Below are 23,458 nucleotides of genomic sequence, written 5' to 3'. Positions count from 1 at the left end.
TAACAGGGAGAGCTAAAGCAATCCGCCCGAAAGGCTTTATGGACGACTCATTGCCGTTTCACCCGTGCGCGTCAGTTCAAGTAAGCCATATGGTTTCAACAGATGCAGCAATGCGTTATTGTGTTCATTTAAACAGTAAGGAGTGAGCATGTGAAGGAAGCTTACCAGTTACGGGATCGGATTCCACTGCTTCAAAGCAGCACAAGACTCGAAAAGATCCATAAGGGATACTCCGGTGATGATAAATATATTGTTTATGATAGCGACGAGCGCGCGTTGTACATATTACGAGCCTTCAGTATCGATCAAAAACATAACAAAAGGCTGGAGTTCAGATGTCTTAATTGGATGGAGCAGCAGGGCGTAAAATGCTCCAGGCCTATTGAAATAGGCGTTCTGCCTGACCAGGGACTTGGCTATATGATCGTCTCGTTCATTGAGGGTAATGAAGCAGCCGAGGAGCTTCCGCTTTTAACTGCAGAAGAACAGTTTAACATTGGAATTGAGGCTGGTTTGCAGCTGCGAAAAATCCATCAGCTTCGTTGCCCCGAGAACATGACGCCATGGTATGAAAGAATGGCTGCAAAGCATCACCGATACAGGATAGAATATGCCAAATGCGGAACCATGATCAAGGGGGAGAAGAGGCTGCTTGCCTTTATTGATGAACATCTGCACATCATGCAGGACAGGCCGAACCTGTTCCAGCATGATGATTTCCATGTCGGAAATCTGATCGTCAACAACGGCAAGCTTTCAGGCGTCATTGATTTCGACAGGTTTGACTGGGGAGATCCTATCCATGAGTTTGTGAAGGTTGGTATGTTTAGCTCTGAGGTTAGCGTGCCTTTCTCGGTTGGACAGATTTTTGGATATCATGACCGCAAAGAGCCTGGTGAATATTTCTGGCAGTTATACTCGTTATATTTGGCTATGACATTGATCTCATCAATTGTATGGATTCTGAAAGTAAAGCCGGAGGAGCTGGAGCTTATGCTGGCCAAAATCTACAGGGTCATGGAGGATCATGAGAACTTCTCGCGGATCACTCCTGCATGGTATAGTCAATCCGAGGCGTATCCAATATTTTAACGCAGGATCTTGCGCAGAGAGTGCTAACAGTTCAGTAAATGGAATAGCATCACCGGTTCATAGATTAATAGGGTATTAGCTGCTTTACATATACCCAGTCCTCTTAATAGTTTGTGCATAAAATATAACATAATAACAGAATTTTGGGTTAGGGGGATGTTTGTGAAAGGATTAATCTTATGCGCCGGTAAAGGAACAAGACTTCAGCCCTCGACTTATACCAAACCAAAGTGCATGTTACCAGTTAATGGTGAATACATTCTCGTCTCTATCATCGATAAACTTGTTGCGGCTGGAATTAACGACATTGGAATTGTAGTAAATTCTTCTCAAGGAGAGATTCGAAAATCAATCGGGGACGGGGAGCGGTGGAATGCTTCTTTGACTTATCTGCTTCAGGAAGAAGCCAAAGGGCTAGCGGATGCGGTTAATAGCGCACGGTCTTTTATAGAGGATTCCCCGTTTTTATTGATGCTTGGTGATAATTTATACGAGGGAGAAGTCGAACCACTCATTCGATCATTGGAAAGCAATGAATCGGCGGCTTCCATACTGCTTCAGCCAGTCAAGGACCCTAGTCAATTTGGAGTTGCGGTCATTGAGAATGAGCAGATCGTCAGCTTGGAAGAGAAACCGCTGAAGCCCAAATCCAATTTGGCGATAGTGGGTGTGTATGTTTTTACCGGATCCATCTGGTCGGCCATAGAGAGACTCACGCCCTCCCGTCGTGGGGAATATGAGTTAACGGATGCTATTCAAATGATCATTTCAGAAGGTGGACATGTTGCGTACAATGTAACGACTGCGCCTTTCTTTGATATCGGAACCCATGAGCGCTGGCTTCAGGCCAACCGCTATAAAATGGACCATGACCCCGAGAACTTTAAGATACCACCGGGTATGGATGCTTCCGTGAAATGGATTCCGCCGGTCAGAGTTCATCCAACCGCCCGTATAACGAGCAGCGTTATTGGGCCCCATGTGTATATCGGTCCAAACAGTATCGTCGAAGACTGTATCCTGACCAATAGTATTTTGACGGATCAGGTGCATTTGTTTCATATTCATGCGGAGGGAAGCGTATTTGGATCTGCTGTCCGTATGGAAGAACAAGAAATTCAGGAGCAGCCGGCCCGACACATTCTGGGGGACCATGCATCCGTTATGAGAAGCACTCCCGGCGTGCACAAGGATTCAAAATAAATCGTATGTGATTAGGGAAAAGTCCAATCCACCTACCAGGGTAAACATACACTTAAAGTAGTCCAATGTAACAGGCGTTATGCCTAACAATACTTTAAGGGGTAGGTGATCCTTGCGGATGATTGAGCTGGCCTTGACGATCAATGATAGAGACGGAAAATATCCTGCGCATGCGGGTGTTGTTCTTTCCTCCATTTTTTCCAATACGCAGCAGCCAATCAATGTGCACATTGTGCATGATGAGACCTTAACTGAAGAAAATAAGTTAAAGCTTACACAGTTGACAGAGTCATTTCATCAAAACATCAATTTTTATCATGTTTCACTTCCTGAAGATTTGCTCGAAATTTCAACTCAGGTTCATAGGATTGACCATTGGACGATCGCTAGTATGTATCGCTTGCTGCTGCCGCAAATTGTTCCGGTTGACAGAATTATTTATCTGGACTGCGACATTTGGGTCAATATGGATATTAATGAATTATGGAGTGTTGATCTGGGAGAAAATTATTTGGGCGCTGTGCTGGACCAGGGATTAAATTTAGATGAGTACTTTACTTCAATGGGGTTGAACGGCGCAACTTATTTTAACTCAGGTGTTATTCTGTTTCATTTGGAAAATATCCGTAATAAAAAGACTTGGTATGAAGAATTGCTCCATTTCTTGCGTAATTACTCGACGACAACGATGCCCGATCAGGATGCTTTGAATGCCTTGTACTGCTCCAAATATATACAATTGGATCAGCGGTTTAATACATTCGCTCACGCCGAGCTTGATCCGGAGAATAAAATTATTCATTTCGCCGGAGAAGAGAACAAGTGGTGGGGTGCCAATTCACCTGCTGCGCCGCTCTATAGCTCATTTCTTGCCATGACCCCTTGGGCCGGGGAATTTACATTGGAGCCTGTTTCCAAACCATCTCATGAGTCATCGGTGGCTCCGCCAGCTCAAGTCATTCAGGTTCCCGAACCGGCTGGTGAGACGGCAGCGCCGGTCTTGGTGAACACTCCCGTACCTTCTGCAGCCCCTGCAACTCCTTCCAAACGGAAGCGCCGCAGATCACTACGATTACGGTTAATATCCAGATTGCGGAGGAAAAGAATAACGCGTGGTAAATACCGTTCTATTAGAAGGATTAACCGAATAAGGCGTCGACGTCTCTTGAAGAGAAAAACATCGGCTAGGAAACTGGCGATCTTCAGTAGAAAAAGCGTTCATGCTATGAGAAAGGCTCCTGCGAAAAAAAGCTCACACCGTATACAGCGCTTATAATACTCGCAGGAAGCGATCCGCCTGATCAAACGGGTGGATCGTTTTTTTGCTTTTTTTCGCATTAACCCCGATGAATTGCGGAAATATTTCGTATGATATGATAATAGACCTATGATACACTGTGTATAAATGTGCCATTAGAACTATGAAATAATTACAAAGTTATGACGAAAAATAACGAGGAAGTATCTGTTTTTGGATAAACTAGATAGCCCCAGTCTTTCGTCTAACAGTGATCTTTCATTGTACCTTGATGTGAGCAGGTTATTAAGTGAGGAGGAGGAGAGGAAAGGATGATATCTTAATTTTAAGCTAAATTCAAGTTTAGATCGTATAATTATGCATTCCTACATAAATAAGCGGTCCATTCTGTACCATTTCATATCAAACATACAGCATCTAAGTCGCCAGGAGGAAACATATCCATGATGATTGAGGAGTACGTACTAAAAGACAGATTACCGCTAGACGACAGAATTCTTGCCAGAGATATTACCTGTTTTTTAGAGATATCCAAAATGTATGCCGGCAATGAAATATTGATTAACAGGCTAATCAGTATCTTGCGCAGGCATGGGTACGATACCATTGAAGATGTAGTCAGTGTAAGCGAGAGGCAAATAAGGCTTACCAAACAGATAGGGGAGCAAACATTTAAGCTGCTCCTTGATTTGTTAAAAGCACTTTCCAAGCGAGGGGAACCTGGGCATCTATAGCAATGAACAGGAAATAGCCAACAAGAACGAGTCGGGGGGGGGGGGAATTCTACTCTCCTTTAGGGGACAGGTGCCTAAAGGAGTTTTTTATTGCCAAAAAGCCCGCTCTAAGGACATTTCACCACATACACTAAACTATATCTCAAACAAGGAGGAGATTAGAATGAGCGCATGTGGATGTGGATACGGAGGAGGACTTTGGACCTCTACAGGTGCTATATTAGTTTTGTTTATCCTTTTGGTTATTATCAGTAAATCCTTCTGGATTTAAGCAAACCAGCTACCCTTTGGCGAATTATCGGAGCGTCAGTATGGAAAAAAGCGGATGTCAAGTCCGCTTTTTTTCATACCGGAAAGTGGATAAAGAAACTTATTTGTTATTTCCTTACCTTAGCCCGGGGAGCTTTGCTGTAAATTTTACGTTTGTGGAAGGATAGAGAGCGGTACTGACGTGCCAGATTAACGATTTCCTCCTCTTTTAAAGAAGAGGCATCCATATTCAGGCCTTTATTCTTGGAGCTTCTAAGGATCATCCGATCCGGATTCGTTGTGTACAAATAATTGGCGTAGGTTTCATACTCGGAAAAACCAAATTGCTTCTTTTTATCGATGCTGCGGATAATTGCTTTGTACCATGTCAGCTGATGGATGGCCTCAATTTTCTTTCTCAAAGCAGCGAGCTTCGTCTTTTCGAGCAGCATATAGTGGGTAACAAAAGAGCGGGGCCGCGGCGGTTTCATCCCCAGCAGCTTACGGTAGGTGTTGAAATATTCCGGCTGGCTCCAGTCACGACAGTAAAATATCGTTTTCCCTTCCTTCACAAAAGAATGGGGTCTGATCAGTATCGTGTCCGCATCAATCACCAAAAAATGCTTTGCGTTCACGATATGATCTCCGTTCATTTTAAGAAGCTGCTGATACAACCAGCCTGACCGATCCCAGCGGGCTGATTGATAGTTTATATCTTTTTTGGTAATTGGAAGGACTGTTTTCTCATCTACAAAAGTGCAATTTTTGTTGGAACAAAGGTTTCTAATTTTGCTGCTAGGAGGCGAAACAATATAAATGCGACCGATAGGATGCTGTACATAACGGCGTAGATGATCGATGACGAAGGGAAGGGTGGCCAAATCTTTTTCAATGGCGGGTATAAGAACATCAATCTCGGGCGCATTGTTTAATCGGATCCCGCGAATAACTGGCATTTTCTCAACTCCCTGTACGAAGTATGATGTCTTGTACATGGTATGAGTGGAGAAGAGGTTTGGTCAGGGCTTGTGCGTGTATGCCAATTTTTGTGACCCGGCAATGTGGAGATGGCAAGAAGCTTGTTCTGCCAGCAAGTAGCTTACTTAGAAAGGAGATAGAAGTGGAGATTTTCTTTCGGGGGACGGTTAAAACGGGCTATTTCTTAACTTCAGGCTTCATGTTATTCTTAGAAGTGTTTCTAACAAAAAGGAGCGATAAGATGACTTTGAACACAATTGCCCAGATAGAAGCGCTTATAGGAAGAGTACCTGAAATACTTAAGGAAATACCCGCCGAGGACATGATCCCCCCCCGATCAGCAGGAAAATGGTCAAACCTGCAAATTCTCGGCCATCTTTGTGATTCGGCCATCAACAACGTCACACGTTTTATTCAGGCCCAGTACGTGGGCGGGACGTTCGCCGTCACCCCTTATGACCAGGAGCAGTGGGTGGCAAAGCAAAACTACCAGCAAGCCTCCATCGATGAGGTCATCACCCTGTGGGTCAGCCTAAATCGTTCCATTGTTCGGGTCATTGCGAGTCTGCCAAGGGAAACAGCCTCGTCCCAGGCCGTGGAGCTGCCAAACGGGGAGATAAAAACATTGGAGTGGCTAATTGAGGATTATTTGGAGCATATGAAGCATCATTTAACACAAATCTTGCCGTCATTGTTGGAGAAGGACTAATAACCCGCTATGCCCGAACGTGCACAAGAACTGCCCTTGTGTACGTTTTTTTTGTTGGCGTTATCCCGTATTATATAATAATGTTTGTATAGAAATGACCATTCGTTTTGGTATAGATATATAGAGGTGAAGGATGAGTAATAAAACCACAACAGCCATTCTGGATGAATCGGAGAGAATCACGATTTCCAGGGTTCCGATTCTGATTTGGGTGGTCATCATTTATATGGAGGTTATGATATTTCAGTTCTTGAGTGAACCCATGCTTCTGAACAGCATTTTATTCACCGGGACAATGACAGCACATTCCTGTTTATATTGGTTTGCACATAGGGTTGTGGGCTTCAAGCCCTGGTTATATTTTGTACTGCAAGGGGCTTCCATTTTTTTGAGTGCATTTCTTCTGCCTACCGGCTTTGTTTTAGTGCTGGTGTGCCTGATCCCCGTTCTGATTGGTCAAAGCGTGGGTATTTATTATCAGCCACTTAAAGTAACGGTGCTGTTCTTGGCTCTCTATCTCCTGTTCTGTGCTGCACTGATCTGGTTTCACACCGAGGAAAAAATCGGGCTGCTTATGCCAGTCTTTATTATGTTAGTTGTTGTGGTCATTGCCTATGCAATGCTTTTCTTCAGGCAGGTTCATGCAAGGGTTCGGAGCCAGACCTTTCTGCGTGAGCTGGAGATGGCACATCAGAAAGTCGAAGAGCTTACTCTGGCCAATGAGCGGCAGCGCATGGCTCGTGACCTGCATGATACGCTTGCTCAGGGTCTGGCGGGTATTATTATGCAGTTGGAAGCCATCGATGCACACTTGACCAAGGGGGGGACGAGAAGAGCGCACGAAATTGTGCGACAGTCCATGTTCCAGTCGAGGTGGGCTCTTTCTGAAGCGAGGCGGGCCATTGATGACCTCAGATCCAAATCCGCCGCCGAAGTCGATTTTACAGAAGCTGTTCGGGAAGAAGCGCAGCGTTTTACCCTGGCTACAGGCATTCACGTCAAACTGGAGCTTGATGTAAAAACACCACTATCTACGCTGGTTACAGAGCATGCACTGCACATCGTAAGAGAGTGTTTAACCAACGTGGCCAAGCATGCTCATAGCAAAAATGTATTCATTGGTATTCTCACTGTTGAACAGATGCTGCTCATGGAAATAAGAGATGACGGAAAAGGATTTAACATCCAAACCATCGGCAAAAAAGCAGGCCATTATGGCTTGATCGGTATACATGAACGTGTGCGGTTGCTTGCTGGAAGTATTAGCATTCACAGCTCAGCACAGGAAGGAACATCGCTCAAAATAGAAATGCCATTTTCGAAGGAGACTCGTTATGAAATGTAAAGTTTTAATAGTGGATGACCACTGGGTCGTCAGGGAAGGGTTAAAGCTAATCCTCGAAACGGACAGCCAATACGAAGTGGTCGGTGAAGCAGAAGAGGGCCGTGCAGCTCTCAGTTTAGTCGAGGAGCTGGCTCCAAATGTCATATTAATGGATTTGAACATGCCCGGAATGAGCGGGCTTGAAACTATGGAGGCGCTGAAAGAAAGAAATAACGAGACGCCTGTCATTATTCTGACGACCTATAACGAAGATGATTTAATGATAAAAGGCTTGTCACTGGGGGCGAAAGGATATTTGCTCAAGGATACAAGCCGGGAAAATCTGTTTCGGACGCTTGAATCCGCACTGCGCGGGGAAACACTGCTTCAGCCGGAAATTACGGCAAAAGTGTTTGTGGTCAGGGCCACAAAGGAGACGCCCTCTGCTCCGGTTCGAGAACAAACCTTTATTACGGATAAAGAAATGTTGGTTCTGCAATCGATTGCCCGTGGCTGCCGAAGCAAGGAAATCGCCTTTGATCTGGGGATCTCGGAAAGGACCGTCAAGGCTCATCTCACCAATATCTATAACAAATTGGGTGTTGACTCTCGCTCGGAAGCGGTGGCAGTTTCTTTGGAACGGGGAATTTTACACCTGTAACAAGCTGATATATATTGCCCGATCGTACATCAGGGGTTGCCCTTTTGTACGATTTTTTTATTGGGCTTCTGTTATATCCTCTAAAAGGAGAGGGTCTAACCTCGACGGGAGGAGACGGATGAATTTGGATAAAAAAGAGCAACCGTTACTTTTTAATGATCAATTTTTTGATGAGTTTATTCAATATTTGCCTGAGCTTACTGAGATAAAGGCACAGAGACAGGTAGCGCCGGTTATTGATTTTTTTCTTTATTATTTGCCTGACTTTACTGAAGCAGCCAAAAAACAAGAGAGTGCAGGGACATCGAATATACAAGCCCCGGAAGTCGAAAAAAAACAACCGAGATCATGACTTATATTCTCAACTTTCGCAGCATGAAATCGGCAAACAGGCCCTGATATAACGGTGTAAAACGGAGATCTACTGCTGGGTTGACGCTGAATCAAAGCAGACAGTTTTTTTGCTAGCTTTCTTGCAAGAAGGGGATTCGCCCCCCTCAAAGTCTAGTAACCAGAGTGAGATAGGTGTCTATAGGGAGTGGTGTCTGGTGTCCGTTGCCTAATTCCTAATGCCTAATGCCTGCTGCTTGCTGCCTTCCCATACAGCTTTGCATGATTATCCCTTTTGATCAGAATGCGGGGGTCGAGGGTTGGGGCTTGAGGGGGCCTGGGGGAAGGAAAGAGGAAAGAGAAACGTGATACGAAAAAAGGTGGCTCAAGTGGGAAGTTCGGCTTGAAACAGGAACATACGTTTGGTATAATGAGAAAAAGAACTTATGTTCTTATTTTGTTGATTCGGGGGCGAGCAGACATGGAAGTCCAAGTGGAAACAGAACTTCAATCCTTTAGCAGTCGTTACCCCAACGAGCAGGCCTGCATGGAGGCATTGATCGCGATGAAGTGGCCGAACGGCTTCGTCTGCCCGCGTTGCGCTCATACCCGCTGCAGTCGTCTGACTTCCCGGCGCATCCCCATGTTCGAATGCGCCAGTTGTGCGCATCAAACGTCGGCTTTGGTCGGCACGATTTTTGAACGAACCCATCTCCCTCTGACCAAGTGGTTCCAGGCGCTGGAATTGTTCCTGCTGCCCGACGGCATCTCGGCGATGCGGCTGAGCCAGGTGATCCAGGTCACCTACAAGACCGCCTGGTTGATGCTGCACAAAATACGCCATGCCATCGGGGAGTTCGATGCCCGGGAGCTGCTCTGCGGAGACGTGAAGGTGAACAGCGACCTGTATGGGCGTAATCTGTCCCGGCCACAGTTTCCTCATCCGCATGCTTCGGCGGTCGTAGCCGGGTGCACGGTCACGGAGTCGGGCGAGCTGGAGCAGGTCAAAATCCGCCTGGTCCCCCAGATGAGGGGAGAGGGGAACGGAGCGAATCGTCACGAACTCGCTGCGTTCATCCATGAACAGGTAGATATTCGTACATCGGCGGTACAATCGTTCCCTCAAGCCTATCGGCTGTATACGCCCTTGCGGAAAGTGGTGAGAGAGGCGTGGGAATCGCTGAAGAGTACGTATGTAGCTTTGGGACCAAAGCATCTGCAGGCGTACCTCAACGAGTATACTGGACGCCGCCGACTGCACCTGTCCGGAGCAGAAGGAACGATGCAGCAGAAGTTACTGTACATCGGTGTGGCGATTCCGGCGATTACCTACCGTCGGATGATCGCACGCCAAACGGATCAGCCTCTTGCGGCTGTGGCCTGATCGCAGTGCTTGAACGAGGAAAGGTGAGCATGAGGTGCGTTGCTTGAACGGTGTGGGTTAGCATGAACGAGGAAAGCGGAAGCATTCGGGTTCAAGCGGCAACGACACGGGTCTTTTATTTTTTCGGTGCCTTGCTCCTCCTCCTCCTCTCTCGGTTAGTTTCACATCACCTAAACGCTCTGCTTTCTCCTAAGATCGCCTCATGATTTCGAACCGATCTGCTTCTCCATAAGGCACATCCAAAAATAATAGACCCATTCAATGGCCCTGAATCGCGTAACCACAGACATTTTCGTGCCTCATTGGATCCGTTATTTTCTTTAACGTGCCTAAAGTATATGTTCGGTTCCCGGTTTTCTGTTTCTCTTTACCTGATTTACCTGATCCAACGGGATAATTGTGCAAAGCCCCCGGACAGCGAGTTCACATGCCTTGCCACGATCGACGGGTGGCTTGACTGTCAAGCCTTAACTTTTGCAGCATGAAATCGGCAAACTTGCAAGAAGGGGATTCGAATTCCTCCGAACCAAGTAGCTACAAAGGTTTAATTGGATTTGGGCTCTGCGAAAGTTGAGTTATATTCACTAGCCGGCATTGAAATTTAACATTGACAAACCACAGTATGAGGTTGCTTTGCCCCAGCAGATACGATAAAGTAGAGCACAGGAAATGGAAAATGAATGATATTCAGTCATTGGAGGGCAAGTCGTTGTCAACTACAATAGTACATGATAAATACAATGCGATTCTGCAGGCTGCCATTGAGATCATCTCGGAAAAAGGACTGCACAGCACGTCCATCTCGGATATCGTCAAGCGAGCGGGGGTTGCGCAGGGAACGTTTTATTTGTATTTCCGTTCGAAAAATGCCTTAATTCCGGCAATCGCACAGAACCTGATTTCCATTACGATGGAGAAGGTCAAGGACAAAACCAAGAGCCGCAAGGATTTTTCGGAGTTTCTACGGATTTTTATCGAGGAAATATACAACATCACAGATGAATATAAGGATGTCATTGTACTCGTCTATTCCGGGTTGGCTATCGATCATTCGATGGAAATCTGGGAAACGATCTACAAGCCTTATTACGAGTGGTTCGAGGATGAAATGCTGCAGGCCATGGACAACAAGGAGGTCATTGCAGATCTGAACATTGCCTGGACGAGTAAATTGGTGATCAATCTGGTGGAAAACGCAGCCGAGCGCTTTTTCATCGGACGCGACCAGGACATTACACGCGAACAATCGCAAACTGAAGTGTTTCAATTTCTGAAAAGATCCATGCTGCACGACAAATAATCCCCGCTCCACCGCTAATGAATGGCTGACAGGCCTTCATTCTCACTAAAATGACTGATGTTCATTCATTTTCCTATATAAGTAAATTTCATGCATTTAAACGTATACAAGGAGGCACCATCCATGGGGATCGAGACAACAACCTATATCAAACAGGTGCTTGAGATGATTGCGAAACAGGAAGTAACGGAGGAAGAGGCGGCATGGATTACAAAAGAGACCGTCGACGGCTTTCGTGAGAATGTAAATCCCGGATTTCTTGAGTACCGGAAGACAGTGACGCAGGGAGGACAGTTCGCGGCTGTGGAATGGTCCGACGAAGGTTCGTGTTTTAAAGACGTCAACGGTAAAGAGTACATTGACTGCCTGGGAGGCTTCGGTATCTACAATGTCGGTCATCGGCACCCGAAGGTGATTAAGGCGGTCGAGGATCAACTGAAGCGGCAGGCACTGCACAGCCAGGACTTGCTGGATCCCTTACGCGCCATGCTGGCAAAAATTTTGGAACGCATAACACCAGGCGATCTCAAATATTCTTTCTTTACAAACAGCGGCACGGAAAGCGTGGAGGCTGCATTGAAGCTTGTCAAAATGTACAGTGAGCGGACGACGATCATTTCGACAACCCGGGCTTTCCACGGTAAAAGCCTGGGTTCACTATCCGGCACAGCCAAAGGCATGTTCCGCAAGCCGTTTCTGCCGTTGATTCCCGGCTTTCGCCATATTCCGTTCGGGGATATGGATATGATGCGCAAAACGTTCGAGTCCTGCGCCCTGGTCGGGGAAGATGTTGCCGCGGTCCTGCTTGAGCCTGTTCAAGGTGAGGGAGGAATCATCCTGCCGCCGCCGGACTATTTGCGTCAGGTCCGTGAGCTGTGCGATGAATACGATGCCCTTCTGGTATTTGACGAGGTGCAGACCGGCATGGGTCGTACCGGCAAAATGTTTGCGTGTGAGCTGTATGGGGTGGTGCCAGACATCCTTTGCCTTGCAAAAGCTTTCGGCGGTGGTGTGATTCCTGCAGGTGCGGTTATCGCTACTGAAAACGTATTCAAAAGTCTGTTCTCCAATCCGTTTATGCATACAACGACCTTCGGCGGAAACCCGCTTGCCTGTGCAGCGGCGATTGCGACTATCGATGTGCTGCTTGAAGAAGAGCTGCCCGCACGGGCAGAAGAGTCGGGTCGTTATCTTCTGGACGGTCTTCGCCAGGCGGCCGAGGGCCACGAGAATAAGATCATGGAAATACGCGGCATCGGGCTGATGATCGGGATTGAATTCCATCGGGACGAAGTCGGCTATGAAATATCCAAAGGCATGTTTGACGAAGGGGTTCTCGTTGCAGGTACGCTCATTAATTCCAAGACGATTCGGATCGAACCGCCGCTTACGATCAGCAAGGAGGAAATCGACCGGGTGATCGCAACGTTCCGCAAAGTACTGGAGAAGACCAAAGCATAAGCAAGAGGTGGTTGGGATGCCAAGAACGATAAACAGCACGCCGCGCTCCGACGGGTTTCGCATGCCCGCCGAATACGAGCCGCATCGTGGTACGTGGATGCTGTGGCCCACCCGGACCGATACGTGGAGATTAGGAGCCAAGCCTGCGCAGGACGCCTTCGTGGATGTAGCGCTGGCCATCTCCCAGTTTGAACCGGTGACGATTGGAGTCGGGTCAGCACAATATGAGCATGTTCGTGCCATCATTCCATCTCCGATCCGGGTCGTTGAGCTGTCTTCCAACGATGCCTGGATGCGGGATATCGGCCCGACCTTCGTTAAGAATGACAAGGGCGAGGTTCGGGGTGTCGACTGGGGCTTTAACGCTTGGGGAGGCCTGCAGGGAGGGCTGTATTTTCCGTGGGATCAAGATTTGCTGGTCAAGCAGAAAGTGTTGGAGATGGAGTATAAGGACCGCTATGACGCCCAGCACTTCATTCTCGAAGGAGGCTCCATTCATGTCGATGGGGAAGGAACGCTGCTGACGACCGAGCAGTGCCTGCTGCACCCCAACCGGAATCCGGGCTTGTCCAAGCATGACATCGAAGAGCTGCTGAAAGAATACTTGAACGTCGATACGATGATCTGGATCGAGGAAGGTATGCGCTTTGACGAAACGGACGGTCATATTGATGAAGTCGCCGCATTTGTACGCCCTGGCGTTGTGGCGATGAGCTGGACGGATGATCCTGATGATCCGCAGTATGATGTTCTTCAAAGAGCATACCAAACGCTGAGCGCGGCCGTTGATGCGCGTGGTCGGAAGCTGGAGATTCATCGCATTCCGATTCCGGCGCCGCTTACGATTACGGACGAGGAGGCGCAGCGTATCGATAGGGCGCGCCGCAGCTACAGCCGGGCGACGGGCACATGCTTTGCCGCCACCTATGTGAACTTTTATATTTGCAACGGCGGCGTTGTAATCCCGGCCTTCGGTGACCCGCGCGACCAGGATGCGCTCGCCCAGCTTCAAGCATTATTTCCGGACAGAAAGGTTGTCCAGGTGAACACGAGGGAAATTGCGCTTGGCGGCGGCAATATCCATTGCATTACACAGCAGCAGCCTGCCAGCGGGTTATGAAAGACCGTTTCACATTTCCAGGGAGCAGGAGGAATGGCGATGTTACGGATGTATATTGGCGGAAGTTGGGTGGAAGCCGCATCAGGCGAAACGAGGGAGATTGTAAATCCGGCGAATGGGGAAATCATTGCACAGGCGGCAGAGGGTGGTGTGTTAGACGCGCGGGTTGCCATTGCTGAGGCGCGCAGAGCGTTTGACGAAGGAGGCTGGCCGGAGACGCCTGCAGCAGAGCGGGCACGGCTGCTGTTCAAGCTGGCGGATTCGCTGGAAGCGGAGAAGGAGGAATTCGCGAGGCTTGAGACACTGGACAGCGGAAAGCCGCTGCGGGAAGCAGAAGGAGATGTGAACGACGCCATCGCTTGTTTCCGCTATTATGCGGGGCTGGCGACCAAGCCGCACGGTCAAACCTATGAAGTCGCAGACCCGATGCAGGCCGTCGTTATTCGTGAGCCAATCGGCGTATGCGGCCAGATTGTGCCTTGGAATTATCCGCTGCTGATGGCCGCCTGGAAGCTTGCGCCCGCACTCGCCGCAGGTAATACGGTCGTGTTCAAGCCTTCGGAGATCACACCGATGACCACTGTCAAGCTGTTCGAGCTCATCGAGCGTACCGGTTTTCCGCACGGGGTCGCTAATCTGGTGCTCGGAGCAGGTGCTACGGTCGGTCATGAGCTCGCGGCAAGCGCGGACGTAGACAAAATCGCCTTTACCGGTGGAACCGTTACTGGCCGCAGCATTATGCAGGCTGCTTCTGGCAATATGAAGAAAATATCGCTGGAGCTTGGCGGTAAATCCCCGAATATCGTATTTGCCGATGCCGATTTTGAGACCGCGGTGGAATATGCCATGTTTGCCATCTTTGCTGGGCAAGGGCAGATTTGCGCCGCCGGTTCGCGTCTCCTGCTTGAAGAAAGCATTTATGAGCGCTTCATGGTCCGGCTTGTAGAGCGGACGAAGCGCATCATTATCGGGAGCGGACTCGACGAAGGCACCGAGATGGGGCCGCTTGTATCGGAAGCGCATTTGCAAAAGGTGCTGAGCTATATCGAGCTAGGCAAGGAAGAGGGAGCAACGCTTGTGTGCGGCGGGGAAAGGCTGATCCATGGCGAGTACGGCAAGGGCTATTTCCTGCAGCCGACCATTTTTACAGATACGAAGCCGGATATGCGCATTGTCCAGGAAGAGATCTTTGGCCCGGTCCTGGTCGTGCAGACGTTCCAGGACGAAGCGGAAGCGATTCGTCTGGCGAACGATACAATTTACGGACTTGCCGGTGCAGTATTTACGAATAACGGGGCTCGGGCACAGCGTGTTGCCCGGAAGCTGCGGGCAGGCATTACCTGGATTAATACGTATCATCCGACCTATAATGAGGCTCCTTGGGGTGGATACAAGCAGAGCGGCATCGGCAGGGAGCTGGGGACGTTCGGCTACGAAGCCTATACAGAAGTCAAACAAATCAATACAAGTCTGCAGGTTGAGCCGCTCGGCTGGTACCGCAATTAAGGAGACCGATGATGATAGCGAAAGAGCGCAAGTATGCTAAGATTCAGAGCCCGCTTCCCGGGCCGAAGACGGATGAGCTGCTCCGCAGAAGGGAAGCGGCCGTAGCTGGTGGCGTCGGCAATAACTTTCCGCTGTTCGTGGACAGCGCCAGCGGCGTGCTGCTGACGGATGTGGACGGAAACGTGTTTCTCGATTTCGCTGGCGCGATCGGCACGATGAATGCCGGCCATTGCCCACCGAGAGTCGTTCAGGCCGTACAGCAGCAGGCAGAGCGTTTCCTGCACACTTGCTTTCATGTCGGCATGTATGAGCCCTACATTGAGTTGGCTGAGAAGCTGGCAGCGCTTGCTCCAGGTTCTTTTGCCAAAAAAGCGGTGCTCCTGAACAGCGGGGCCGAAGCGGTGGAGAATGCGGTGAAAATCGCCCGCAAATATACAGGCAAGCCCGGCATCGTCTCCTTTACACGCGGCTTTCACGGACGCACGCTGCTTGGCATGAGCTTAACCAGCAAGGTCAAGCCGTATAAATTTCAAATGGGTCCATTCGCTCCGGCTACATACAAAGCGGTGTACCCTTATCCGTATCATCGTCCGGCTACCATGAGCGAGGAAGATTATGCGCGTTTCTGTCTCGACCAGTTCGCGGATTTCCTGCTGACCGAGGCGGCACCTGAAGAACTGGCGGCTGTCATTATGGAACCGGTGCAGGGAGAAGGCGGCTTTATTGTGCCGCCGAAGCTTTTCGTCCAGGGCGTATACGAGTTGTGCAGACAGCACGGCATATTATTTATCGCGGATGAAATCCAGACGGGCTTCGGACGCACGGGCACGATGTTTGCGAGCACGCATTTTGGCATAGAGCCTGATCTGATAACCCTATCCAAATCGCTTGCCGCGGGCCTGCCGATCAGCGCGGTCGTCGGAAGAGCGGAATTGATGGATGCGCCCCATCCGGGGGAGATCGGGGGAACCTATGGCGGCAGTCCGCTGGGCTGCGTGGCCGCGCTGGCCGTCATTGATCAGATAGAGCGGGAAAACCTTAGTGAACGAGCAGAGCAAATCGGCCAGCGGATCAGGTCCCATTTTGAAAAGCTGCAGCAGCAGTTCCCCGTCATTGGTGATGTCCGCGGCCTTGGAGCGATGTGTGCGGTTGAATTTACCGATCCGTTGTCTGGCAAGCCTGCATCAGCGGTTGCAGCCAGCCTTGTCCGTGCCTGTTATAATAAAGGCGTCATTGTGCTTACTGCGGGTATTCACGGCAACGTGGTCCGCTTCCTGACTCCGTTGGTCATAACTAATGAACAGTTGGAGGAAGGCCTTGACATTATGAATGAGTCGCTTGCGGAAATGTACGCCAAGGCTTAATCCCAGAAATGGACAGTCACTTCTATTCATGCTACCATATGAATTGTTTATTATCTTATATTTTAAAAGATCAGGTGACGAGTTGTGTGCAATGCGCAACCTCGTCTTAAAAGGGAAGCCGGTGCAAATCCGGCACGGTCCCGCCACTGTAAGCGAGGAGCCAGTCTGGAAGTTCGTGTCACTGTCGTTATTCGATGGGAAGGCCACAGACGGCGAAGATCCGCAAGTCAGGAGACCTGCCTGTTTCTTTGATTGTCACAAACCTACGCGGATAGGGAGTGGCCGGCACGGTTCACGATCATGTCGTCGGGCTTTTCTTTCAGTTGCTTTCATTTCCTGTTGGGGTGATGAAAATGCAGATTGGATACGGCCCTGCGCTTTTCCTTGATCCAGTACAGGCACTCTCATACCATTGAGGGTGCTTTTTTGCTGTGTAATTTAAGATCGTCCTGAAGCACGAGAAAGGAAAGGAGTCAAATGAACAAGGTAATGAATGGAAGGCACCAAGCTAAACGTGGGTGGTTTGTGGTTCAGCTATTCGTATGGACGGCTGTCCTGATCGCTTCAATGACCATCGCTATCATGCTTGGGCCAGTGCGGATTCATCCTGAGCAGGTGTGGAATATCGCCTTTTCCCATATCCCTTTCCTGAATGGCTGGATTGAAGGTGCAGGGACGAAAGCCCAGGAACATATTGTGTGGAATATCCGCTTCCCCAGAGTCCTGCTGGGAGGCATCATTGGCGCCGGACTGGCTGTTACAGGAGCGGCTATTCAAGCCCTTACCCGCAACTCGCTGGCCGATCCTTACATCCTGGGCGTTTCCTCAGGAGCATCCGTAGCGGCGACGCTCGTTATTATTTTCGGTGCCTTCCGTTTTTTGGGTACGCATACGCTATCCCTCTCAGCATTTATCGGCTCACTGCTCGCTATGATTCTGGTTTTCATTCTGGCCAAGGTAGGGGGAGAAATTTCAACCTCAAGATTGCTGCTTTCAGGTATTGTCACTTCCATGATGCTGTCTGCCGCCACCAACTTTATCGTCACGTTGGCTCCCAATGCGGATGGCATTCGCTCTGCAATGTACTGGATGATGGGAAGTTTAACCGGCTCGAAGTGGGAGCATTTAACCGTCCCGGCCCTTATCGTTGCTTCGGGAACCACGGTGCTGCTGTTCCTGCATCGCTCGCTAAACTCCTTGCTCATGGGGGAGGAGGCCGCCGTGACGCTGGGGGTTAACATTGCTGCTTTCCGTATCCTTCTCGTGGTCATTACCGCACTGATGACGGGAGCGATTGTCTCTGTAAGTGGTTCGATTGGATTCGTCGGGTTGATGATTCCACATATTGCCAGAATGATGACGGGCCCCGATCATCGCCGGGTACTGCCATTAAGCATGCTGCTCGGCGCGATATTTATGATTTGGGCTGATGTGGCTGCACGGCTCGTTCTGGCACCGGAGGAGCTGCCGATTGGTATTGTTACAGCCTTATGCGGGGGACCGTTCTTCATTTGGCTGTTGCGCAGAAGTACATACTCATTTGGGGGGAACGGTAAATGAATGTCTCGCTTAAGCTTAGAACATCATTGATCCTGGGGATCGTTGGAGCAGCGCTCATATTTCTGATGTCTGCGTGTGCAGGCAATCCCGGAGAAACGGCTGCTATATCGCCATCCAGCCAGGAGAGCACAGGGGAAGAGCAGGTTATAATAGAAAATATGGGCGAAAAGCTTATGTTTACCGAGCCGCCGAAGCGAGCGGTCACGTTGAATCAGCACGCCACAGAGGTCATGCTGGCGCTTGGCTTGGAACAATACATGGTAGGGACTGCTTATCTGGATGACCAAATCCTTCCGGAATACAAAAAACAATACGACAGCATCCCGGTGCTTTCAGAAGAATATCCATCGCAGGAAGTTTTTTATTCGGCGAATCCGGATTTTGCGTATGCCGGCTGGACAAGCGCTTTTACCGAAAAGACGCTTGGTTCCAGGGCTGAGCTCGCCGAGCAAGGCGTGTACACCTATGTTCAGGAATCTTCCAACAAGCCCAGTCCGTCTTTGGAGAATGTGTATCAGGATATCCTGAATATCGGCCGCATCTTTCGTGTCGAAGAGAGATCGCAAGCTCTTGTAGATGAGATGCAACGGGAAGTTGAGCAAATTCAGGACAGCATCGGTACGGTCAGTGAACCCATCAAGGTGTTTGTCTATGACAGTGGAGAAGATACCGCATTTACTGCCGCCAACACCTACCTGACGAGCCTGATCAACGTGGCAGGCGGAAAAAATATTTTTGATGATATCGAAAAAAGCTGGGCAACGGTCAGTTGGGAGGAGATTGTAAATCGCAACCCGGATGTCATCGTCATCGTCGATTATGGCAGTACAAGCGTAGAAGAGAAGAAAGCTCTGCTTCTCGGCAAAGCTGCATTAGCAGATGTTACCGCAATCAAGAACAAACACTTTGTTGTGCTGCCTCTTTCAGCAGCGGCAGAAGGGATACGTGCTCCCATGGCTTTAAGCACTCTTGCCAGCGGGTTTTACCCTGATAAAACAAAAGAGATTAAATAGCCCTAACAGGTGAGACCAGGTACTTTCCATCTCCATTGAGATGACGAGACCTGGTCTTTTTTGTATGCTTTTCACATTTTTCAATCGAACGATAGAGAAAGTCTATTAGCGCTGATCAGGTGTCGGTGGTACATTAATAACACATTAATTCTTACTATACGCATAGGAATTATTAATTTAAAAGCAAGGGGGTTCATCCATGGGCGAACAGTTTCGTTTAGCAGGATTGCCTGATGCAGAACGGCTGCGTGCTTTAATATTTGCTGCTTATTCTCCGATCCGTGAGTTGGAGCTGCATTGGCCGGCTGCAAACGCCAGTCTGGAGCAGATCCAGGGGAATATTGTGCAAAATGAATGTTATGTGCTGGAGGCAGATGGCACGATCGTTGCAACCATTACCCTTTCGAAAGGAGACGATGTAAAGCATATTACAGATTTACCTTTCATCAAATGGTTTGCCGTTGACCCAGCCGATCAGGGCAAAGGATATGGCGGCAGGCTTCTCGACTGGGTGGAAACTCGTATCATACGTGACAAGCTCGGCGCGTCTGCGGTAACACTGGGGACCGCTGAAAAGCATCCATGGCTGCTCTCCATGTACGAGCGAAGAGGGTATGAAAGCATCTATTCCTTTGATCCCGGCAACGGTGACGGCGTCGGTCATCTGCTGCGCAAAGTTGTGAACCCTTATGAACAATCCATGATCAAAAGCAAAAGGCGGGGGTCAACAGGATGAAGAAATTGCGGCTGTTGTCAGCAGCACTGGTGCTTGCAATCGTGACCGCGGGTTGCGGCTCAACGGCTGGCAGCAATAACGGAAACGGGGAAAATGCGGCCTCAGGAAGTTCAGGAGGCGCTGAGGTAAAAAGGATTATCGTCGGTACGGGAACAGGCTTCCCCCAGGTATGCTTTATTGATGAGAATGGCAAACTGACCGGATTTGACGTCGAGCTGGTAAAAGAAATTGATAACCGTCTGCCCGATTATGAATTCGAGTTTCAAACGATGGAGTTTTCCAACCTGCTGCTAAGCCTTGAAACGAACAAAATCGATTTCGTGGCCCATGAGATGGAGGAGAACCCGGAGCGTGAGCAGAAATATCTGTTCAACAAAGAGGCCTATGCGCACTGGCAAAACAAAATTGTCGTCGCCAAGGATAACAACTCCATCCAGACTCTGGACGATTTGGCCGGCAAGAAGGTGCTGACAAGCGCGACAAGCGCCGCCGCGCAAATTCTAGAAAATTACAATAAGGAGCATGAGCGGAAAATCGAGATTGTATACCAAAACGGCAGTGCGAACGATACGGTCAGCCAAATCACGAGCGGGCGGGTCGTGGCCACCGTAAGCGCGGATTTTACGCTATCTTTGATCGATCCTCAAGCCAAACTGAAAATCGTAGGCGACAGCTTGTCTGAAGCGGATATTCTGTTTGTCTTCCGCAAAAATGATCCCGAGGCGCAGAAGCTGGCGGATGAAATCGATGCCGCGCTGAAGGAGATCAAAGCCGACGGGACGCTGGGCAAGCTGAGCACGGAGTGGCTGGGCGACGACTTTACAGAAAACGCTTCGTGACACGATATAAGCATTTTAACGGAAAGGTGAGACCGTAAGATGGAATACGGCTTCGATATCACCTATGTATTTCAATTTATCCCCAAGCTGCTGGACACGTTGGGCGTTACATTGCTCATCGTAGCGGGAGGAATTGTGCTGGGCATGGTGGCGGGGCTGTTGGTGGCTCTGCCTCGCCTGTACAAAATTCCTATTCTGCGGCATTTATCGGCGGTTTACGTTTCCTTTTTTCGCGGAACGCCGATTCTAATTCTGCTTTTCTTGTTCTACTACGGGCTTCCGGAGTTTTTAAAGCTCCTCTCGGTTAATATCACGAAGCTGCCTGTTCTGTATTTTGTTGTCTTAACGTTTGGGCTTCATGCCGCGGCCTACATTTCTGAAAACATACGGGCTGCGGTCCTGGCTGTAAACCGCGGGCAAGTGGAGGCGGCTTATGCGATCGGAATGACGGGATATCAAGCCTTAATCCGGATCGTGCTGCCGCAGGCGCTGGCCATTGCCATACCCGTCTTCTCCAATTTGGTGCTTGCCATGCTTAAGGATACTTCCCTTGCCTTTACACTGGGCGTAATGGAGCTGACCGGCAAGGCGCAAACGCTTGGATCGTTAACCCAGCATTTCATTGAAACCTATCTTTCGCTTGCCCTCATTTACCTAGTGATCAGTATGACACTGGAGCGGATTCTGCTCATTGCGGAACGGAGACTGCAGCGGCATTTGCGACGGGATGAGGGAAGCAGCAGCCCGTTTGCCACCCGCAGACGCTTTTTACCGGGACGATTGTCCACGAAAGCCCAACCTGGGCAAGAAGGGGGGGTACGGTTATGAATCTGGATCCCTCCTTCATTTGGACGGCGTTCGTCCAGTTGTTATCCGCGATCCCGACTACACTGTACATTACAGTCGTCTCTGTTTCTTGCGGTTTTGTGATCGGCACCGCCACGGCACTTTTTCGAATGCGGCGCACCCCGGTGCTTTCCCAGTTTTCCACAGCCTATGTGACCTTCATTCGCGGAACACCGATGCTGACTCATTTGCTGTTAATCTATTTCGGCTTGCCGATGATCGTTGATGGACTGTCGGCTCTGCTGGGGCTAGGATGGAGCTCGGCAAAAATCCCCATGATCGCTTTTGCCTTCATCTCCTTCTCGATCACAGCCGGCGCTTATATGTCCGAGGTAGTCCGTTCCGGACTGCAGGCTGTGGACCGGGGGCAGGTGGAAGCGGCCTGGTCTGTTGGCATGACCACGTCTCAGGCGCTGCGCCGCATCGTATTTCCTCAAGCATTGGCGGCTAGCTTGCCGAATTTATCCAACTCGGTCATCGGTATGCTTCACGGTTCAACGCTGGCATTTACGGTGTCGGTGGTTGATTTGAACGCAAAAGCCCAGATCGTCGCTTCAACCAACTGGAGGTTTTTTGAGGCATACCTCGCCGCAGCGATCATTTTCTGGGCATTGACGATTCTGATCGAGCGGATTACCGGGATGATCGAACGTAGAATTAACATTTACAGAAAGGGAGGCGTGGCTTGATCAAGTTAAAGGCCGAGCGACGGAGTCATGCACATCGGCAGACCGAAGGAAGAGCCAAGCTATTCCATCTAGGAGGCAGAAAGCAATGACGATTACAATAAGCGTTTTGGATCAAAGCCCGATTTCCCCGGGTGAAACAGTTGTGGAGGCTCTCAGGAATACGGTTATATTGGCACAAAAAGCGGAAAAACTTGGCTTCAAGCGCTTCTGGGTATCGGAGCATCACGATTCGGAGCAACTGGCAGGATCGTCGCCGGAAGTATTGATGTCGTATCTATTGGCGAAGACGTCTCGCATCCGCATCGGCTCGGGAGGTATTATGCTGCAGCATTACAGTCCATATAAGGTTGCAGAGAATTTCCATGTGCTTGCCTCGCTTGCCCCTGACCGGATCGATCTTGGCATTGGCCGTGCGCCTGGCGGACTGCCTCGCAGTACACAGGCGCTGCAAACAAATATTGTAAATCCGTTATCCTTGACAGACAAAATTATTGAGCTGCGCAAGTATTTGGCAGTTGATCTGGACGAAGGCGGTCCGCTCGCCGGATTGAAGGCAACTCCGATTCCACCGATTGCCCCCGTGCTTCATCTGCTGGGAGCGACCAGCAGCAGCAGCGAGCTTGCCGCAAGCTTGGGACTTCCCTACGTATTCTCATTATTTATTGGCGGTGATGAGCAAGCCGCTGTTGAAGCAGTGTATCGATATCGGGCCAATTTTAATAGCGGGGCGGGGACGAAGCCGCAAATTATTATGGCGCTGTCAGCAATCGTGGCGGATACCGATGAAGAAGCGCAAAGCCTGATTCCATCCCAAAAGCTGGTGAAGGTATATTTGGCCGGCGGTCGCACGGTTACGCTCAGCACGCTGGAACAAGCTGAAGAGTTCGGTCGCCAGGCCAATGAGCCGTACACGATTGAGGAAAAGGTGCCCTTGATCACCGCAGGCTCTAAGGAGACCGTCCGTGATAAATTGCTTGCGCTGCAGGAAGCAACCGGCGTTAACGAGTTCATTGTCACCACCAACATAACACCGTTCGAAAAACGGCTGCGCTCATACGAGCTACTCAGCGAAGCGTTCGCAGAGGTTAAGACTTTATAAACG

24 protein-coding genes and 1 riboswitch are annotated in these 23,458 nt (G+C 49.5%); of the genes, 22 read left to right on the top strand and 2 right to left on the bottom strand.

The annotated features are described in order from the left end of the window. Positions 1-36 precede the first annotated feature (36 nt). Entirely contained in the window at positions 37-150 is a 114-nt protein-coding gene (locus OIN60_RS10005) for a hypothetical protein (RefSeq protein ID WP_305754731.1), read from the bottom strand. Here OIN60_RS10005 and OIN60_RS10000 point away from each other — a divergent pair, their 5' ends adjacent. The 5 genes from OIN60_RS10000 (at position 151) to OIN60_RS09980 (ending at position 4,558) form a co-directional block, all read left to right on the top strand. Continuing rightward, positions 151-1,092 carry an aminoglycoside phosphotransferase family protein gene (locus OIN60_RS10000; protein WP_305754730.1) on the top strand — a complete coding sequence of 314 codons (942 nt, stop codon included), beginning with the start codon at positions 151-153 and terminating at the stop codon, positions 1,090-1,092. A gap of 162 nt (positions 1,093-1,254) precedes the next feature. Next, positions 1,255-2,295, top strand: a complete 1,041-nt coding sequence (locus OIN60_RS09995; RefSeq protein WP_305754729.1) for a sugar phosphate nucleotidyltransferase — start codon at positions 1,255-1,257, stop codon at positions 2,293-2,295. Between the two features lie 118 nt (positions 2,296-2,413). Then, positions 2,414-3,571 (top strand): glycosyltransferase family 8 protein, encoded by a 1,158-nt coding sequence (locus tag OIN60_RS09990; protein ID WP_305754728.1) that lies wholly within the window; start codon positions 2,414-2,416, stop codon positions 3,569-3,571. A gap of 425 nt (positions 3,572-3,996) precedes the next feature. Beyond that, positions 3,997-4,287 carry a hypothetical protein gene (locus OIN60_RS09985; protein WP_305754727.1) on the top strand — a complete coding sequence of 97 codons (291 nt, stop codon included), beginning with the start codon at positions 3,997-3,999 and terminating at the stop codon, positions 4,285-4,287. A 163-nt stretch (positions 4,288-4,450) separates the two neighbouring features. Next, positions 4,451-4,558, top strand: a complete 108-nt coding sequence (locus tag OIN60_RS09980) for a sporulation protein YjcZ (RefSeq protein WP_305754726.1) — start codon at positions 4,451-4,453, stop codon at positions 4,556-4,558. Between the two features lie 106 nt (positions 4,559-4,664). On the opposite strand, the gene OIN60_RS09975 is transcribed toward OIN60_RS09980, so the two are convergent. Further along, positions 4,665-5,492 carry a DUF6492 family protein gene (locus OIN60_RS09975; RefSeq protein WP_305754725.1) on the bottom strand — a complete coding sequence of 276 codons (828 nt, stop codon included), beginning with the start codon at positions 5,490-5,492 and terminating at the stop codon, positions 4,665-4,667. 263 nt (positions 5,493-5,755) lie between these two features. Here OIN60_RS09975 and OIN60_RS09970 point away from each other — a divergent pair, with 263 nt between their 5' ends. The 17 genes from OIN60_RS09970 to OIN60_RS09890 all read left to right on the top strand — a co-directional run bounded on the left by OIN60_RS09970 (position 5,756) and on the right by OIN60_RS09890 (position 23,455). After that, positions 5,756-6,223, top strand: a complete 468-nt coding sequence (locus OIN60_RS09970; RefSeq protein WP_305754724.1) for a DinB family protein — start codon at positions 5,756-5,758, stop codon at positions 6,221-6,223. Between the two features lie 133 nt (positions 6,224-6,356). Beyond that, complete coding sequence (locus tag OIN60_RS09965; RefSeq protein ID WP_305754723.1) at positions 6,357-7,568, top strand: sensor histidine kinase; 1,212 nt, start codon at positions 6,357-6,359, stop codon at positions 7,566-7,568. Further along, positions 7,558-8,208 carry a response regulator gene (locus tag OIN60_RS09960; RefSeq protein WP_305754722.1) on the top strand — a complete coding sequence of 217 codons (651 nt, stop codon included), beginning with the start codon at positions 7,558-7,560 and terminating at the stop codon, positions 8,206-8,208. The genes OIN60_RS09965 and OIN60_RS09960 overlap by 11 nt, the downstream gene beginning before the upstream one ends. 118 nt (positions 8,209-8,326) lie before the next feature. Next, on the top strand, positions 8,327-8,560 hold the full coding sequence (locus tag OIN60_RS09955; RefSeq protein WP_305754721.1) for a hypothetical protein: 234 nt from the start codon (positions 8,327-8,329) through the stop codon (positions 8,558-8,560). A 459-nt stretch (positions 8,561-9,019) separates the two neighbouring features. Next, on the top strand, positions 9,020-9,922 hold the full coding sequence (locus OIN60_RS09950) for a transposase (RefSeq protein ID WP_305754720.1): 903 nt from the start codon (positions 9,020-9,022) through the stop codon (positions 9,920-9,922). A gap of 709 nt (positions 9,923-10,631) precedes the next feature. Next, a complete protein-coding gene (locus OIN60_RS09945) occupies positions 10,632-11,222 on the top strand; it encodes a TetR/AcrR family transcriptional regulator (protein WP_305754719.1) in 591 nt (196 codons plus the stop codon). A gap of 123 nt (positions 11,223-11,345) precedes the next feature. Next, a complete protein-coding gene (locus tag OIN60_RS09940) occupies positions 11,346-12,683 on the top strand; it encodes a putrescine aminotransferase (RefSeq protein WP_370872459.1) in 1,338 nt (445 codons plus the stop codon). A gap of 16 nt (positions 12,684-12,699) precedes the next feature. Next, positions 12,700-13,803 carry an agmatine deiminase gene (aguA, locus tag OIN60_RS09935; RefSeq protein WP_305754717.1) on the top strand — a complete coding sequence of 368 codons (1,104 nt, stop codon included), beginning with the start codon at positions 12,700-12,702 and terminating at the stop codon, positions 13,801-13,803. Between the two features lie 33 nt (positions 13,804-13,836). Beyond that, positions 13,837-15,309: an aldehyde dehydrogenase family protein gene (locus tag OIN60_RS09930; protein WP_305754716.1), complete on the top strand. Its 1,473-nt coding sequence runs from the start codon at positions 13,837-13,839 to the stop codon at positions 15,307-15,309. Positions 15,310-15,317: 8 nt separating this feature from the next. Continuing rightward, positions 15,318-16,673 (top strand): 4-aminobutyrate--2-oxoglutarate transaminase, encoded by a 1,356-nt coding sequence (gene gabT, locus OIN60_RS09925; RefSeq protein WP_370872458.1) that lies wholly within the window; start codon positions 15,318-15,320, stop codon positions 16,671-16,673. A 55-nt stretch (positions 16,674-16,728) separates the two neighbouring features. After that, a riboswitch (cobalamin riboswitch) is annotated at positions 16,729-16,931 on the top strand. 309 nt (positions 16,932-17,240) lie between these two features. After that, positions 17,241-18,233, top strand: coding sequence for a FecCD family ABC transporter permease (locus OIN60_RS09920; RefSeq protein WP_370872490.1), 993 nt, complete (start codon positions 17,241-17,243; stop codon positions 18,231-18,233). Further along, entirely contained in the window at positions 18,230-19,246 is a 1,017-nt protein-coding gene (locus OIN60_RS09915; RefSeq protein WP_305754715.1) for an ABC transporter substrate-binding protein, read from the top strand. The genes OIN60_RS09920 and OIN60_RS09915 overlap by 4 nt, the downstream gene beginning before the upstream one ends. A 199-nt stretch (positions 19,247-19,445) precedes the next feature. Continuing rightward, on the top strand, positions 19,446-19,982 hold the full coding sequence (locus OIN60_RS09910; protein ID WP_305754714.1) for a GNAT family N-acetyltransferase: 537 nt from the start codon (positions 19,446-19,448) through the stop codon (positions 19,980-19,982). Next, positions 19,979-20,821 (top strand): transporter substrate-binding domain-containing protein, encoded by an 843-nt coding sequence (locus tag OIN60_RS09905; RefSeq protein ID WP_305754713.1) that lies wholly within the window; start codon positions 19,979-19,981, stop codon positions 20,819-20,821. The genes OIN60_RS09910 and OIN60_RS09905 overlap by 4 nt, the downstream gene beginning before the upstream one ends. A 39-nt stretch (positions 20,822-20,860) precedes the next feature. Beyond that, on the top strand, positions 20,861-21,649 hold the full coding sequence (locus OIN60_RS09900; protein ID WP_305754712.1) for an amino acid ABC transporter permease: 789 nt from the start codon (positions 20,861-20,863) through the stop codon (positions 21,647-21,649). Next, positions 21,646-22,356 carry an amino acid ABC transporter permease gene (locus OIN60_RS09895; protein ID WP_305754711.1) on the top strand — a complete coding sequence of 237 codons (711 nt, stop codon included), beginning with the start codon at positions 21,646-21,648 and terminating at the stop codon, positions 22,354-22,356. Before OIN60_RS09900 ends, OIN60_RS09895 begins: the two co-directional genes overlap by 4 nt. An 85-nt stretch (positions 22,357-22,441) precedes the next feature. Then, complete coding sequence (locus OIN60_RS09890) at positions 22,442-23,455, top strand: LLM class flavin-dependent oxidoreductase (RefSeq protein WP_305754710.1); 1,014 nt, start codon at positions 22,442-22,444, stop codon at positions 23,453-23,455. Positions 23,456-23,458 lie beyond the last annotated feature (3 nt).

The organism is Paenibacillus zeirhizosphaerae, assembly GCF_030705605.1.
Taxonomy (GTDB): Bacteria; Bacillota; Bacilli; order Paenibacillales; family Paenibacillaceae; genus Paenibacillus; species Paenibacillus zeirhizosphaerae.
The sequence above is the reverse complement of the archived record's forward strand: the minus strand, read 5'-3'. Positions and strand labels throughout refer to the sequence as shown.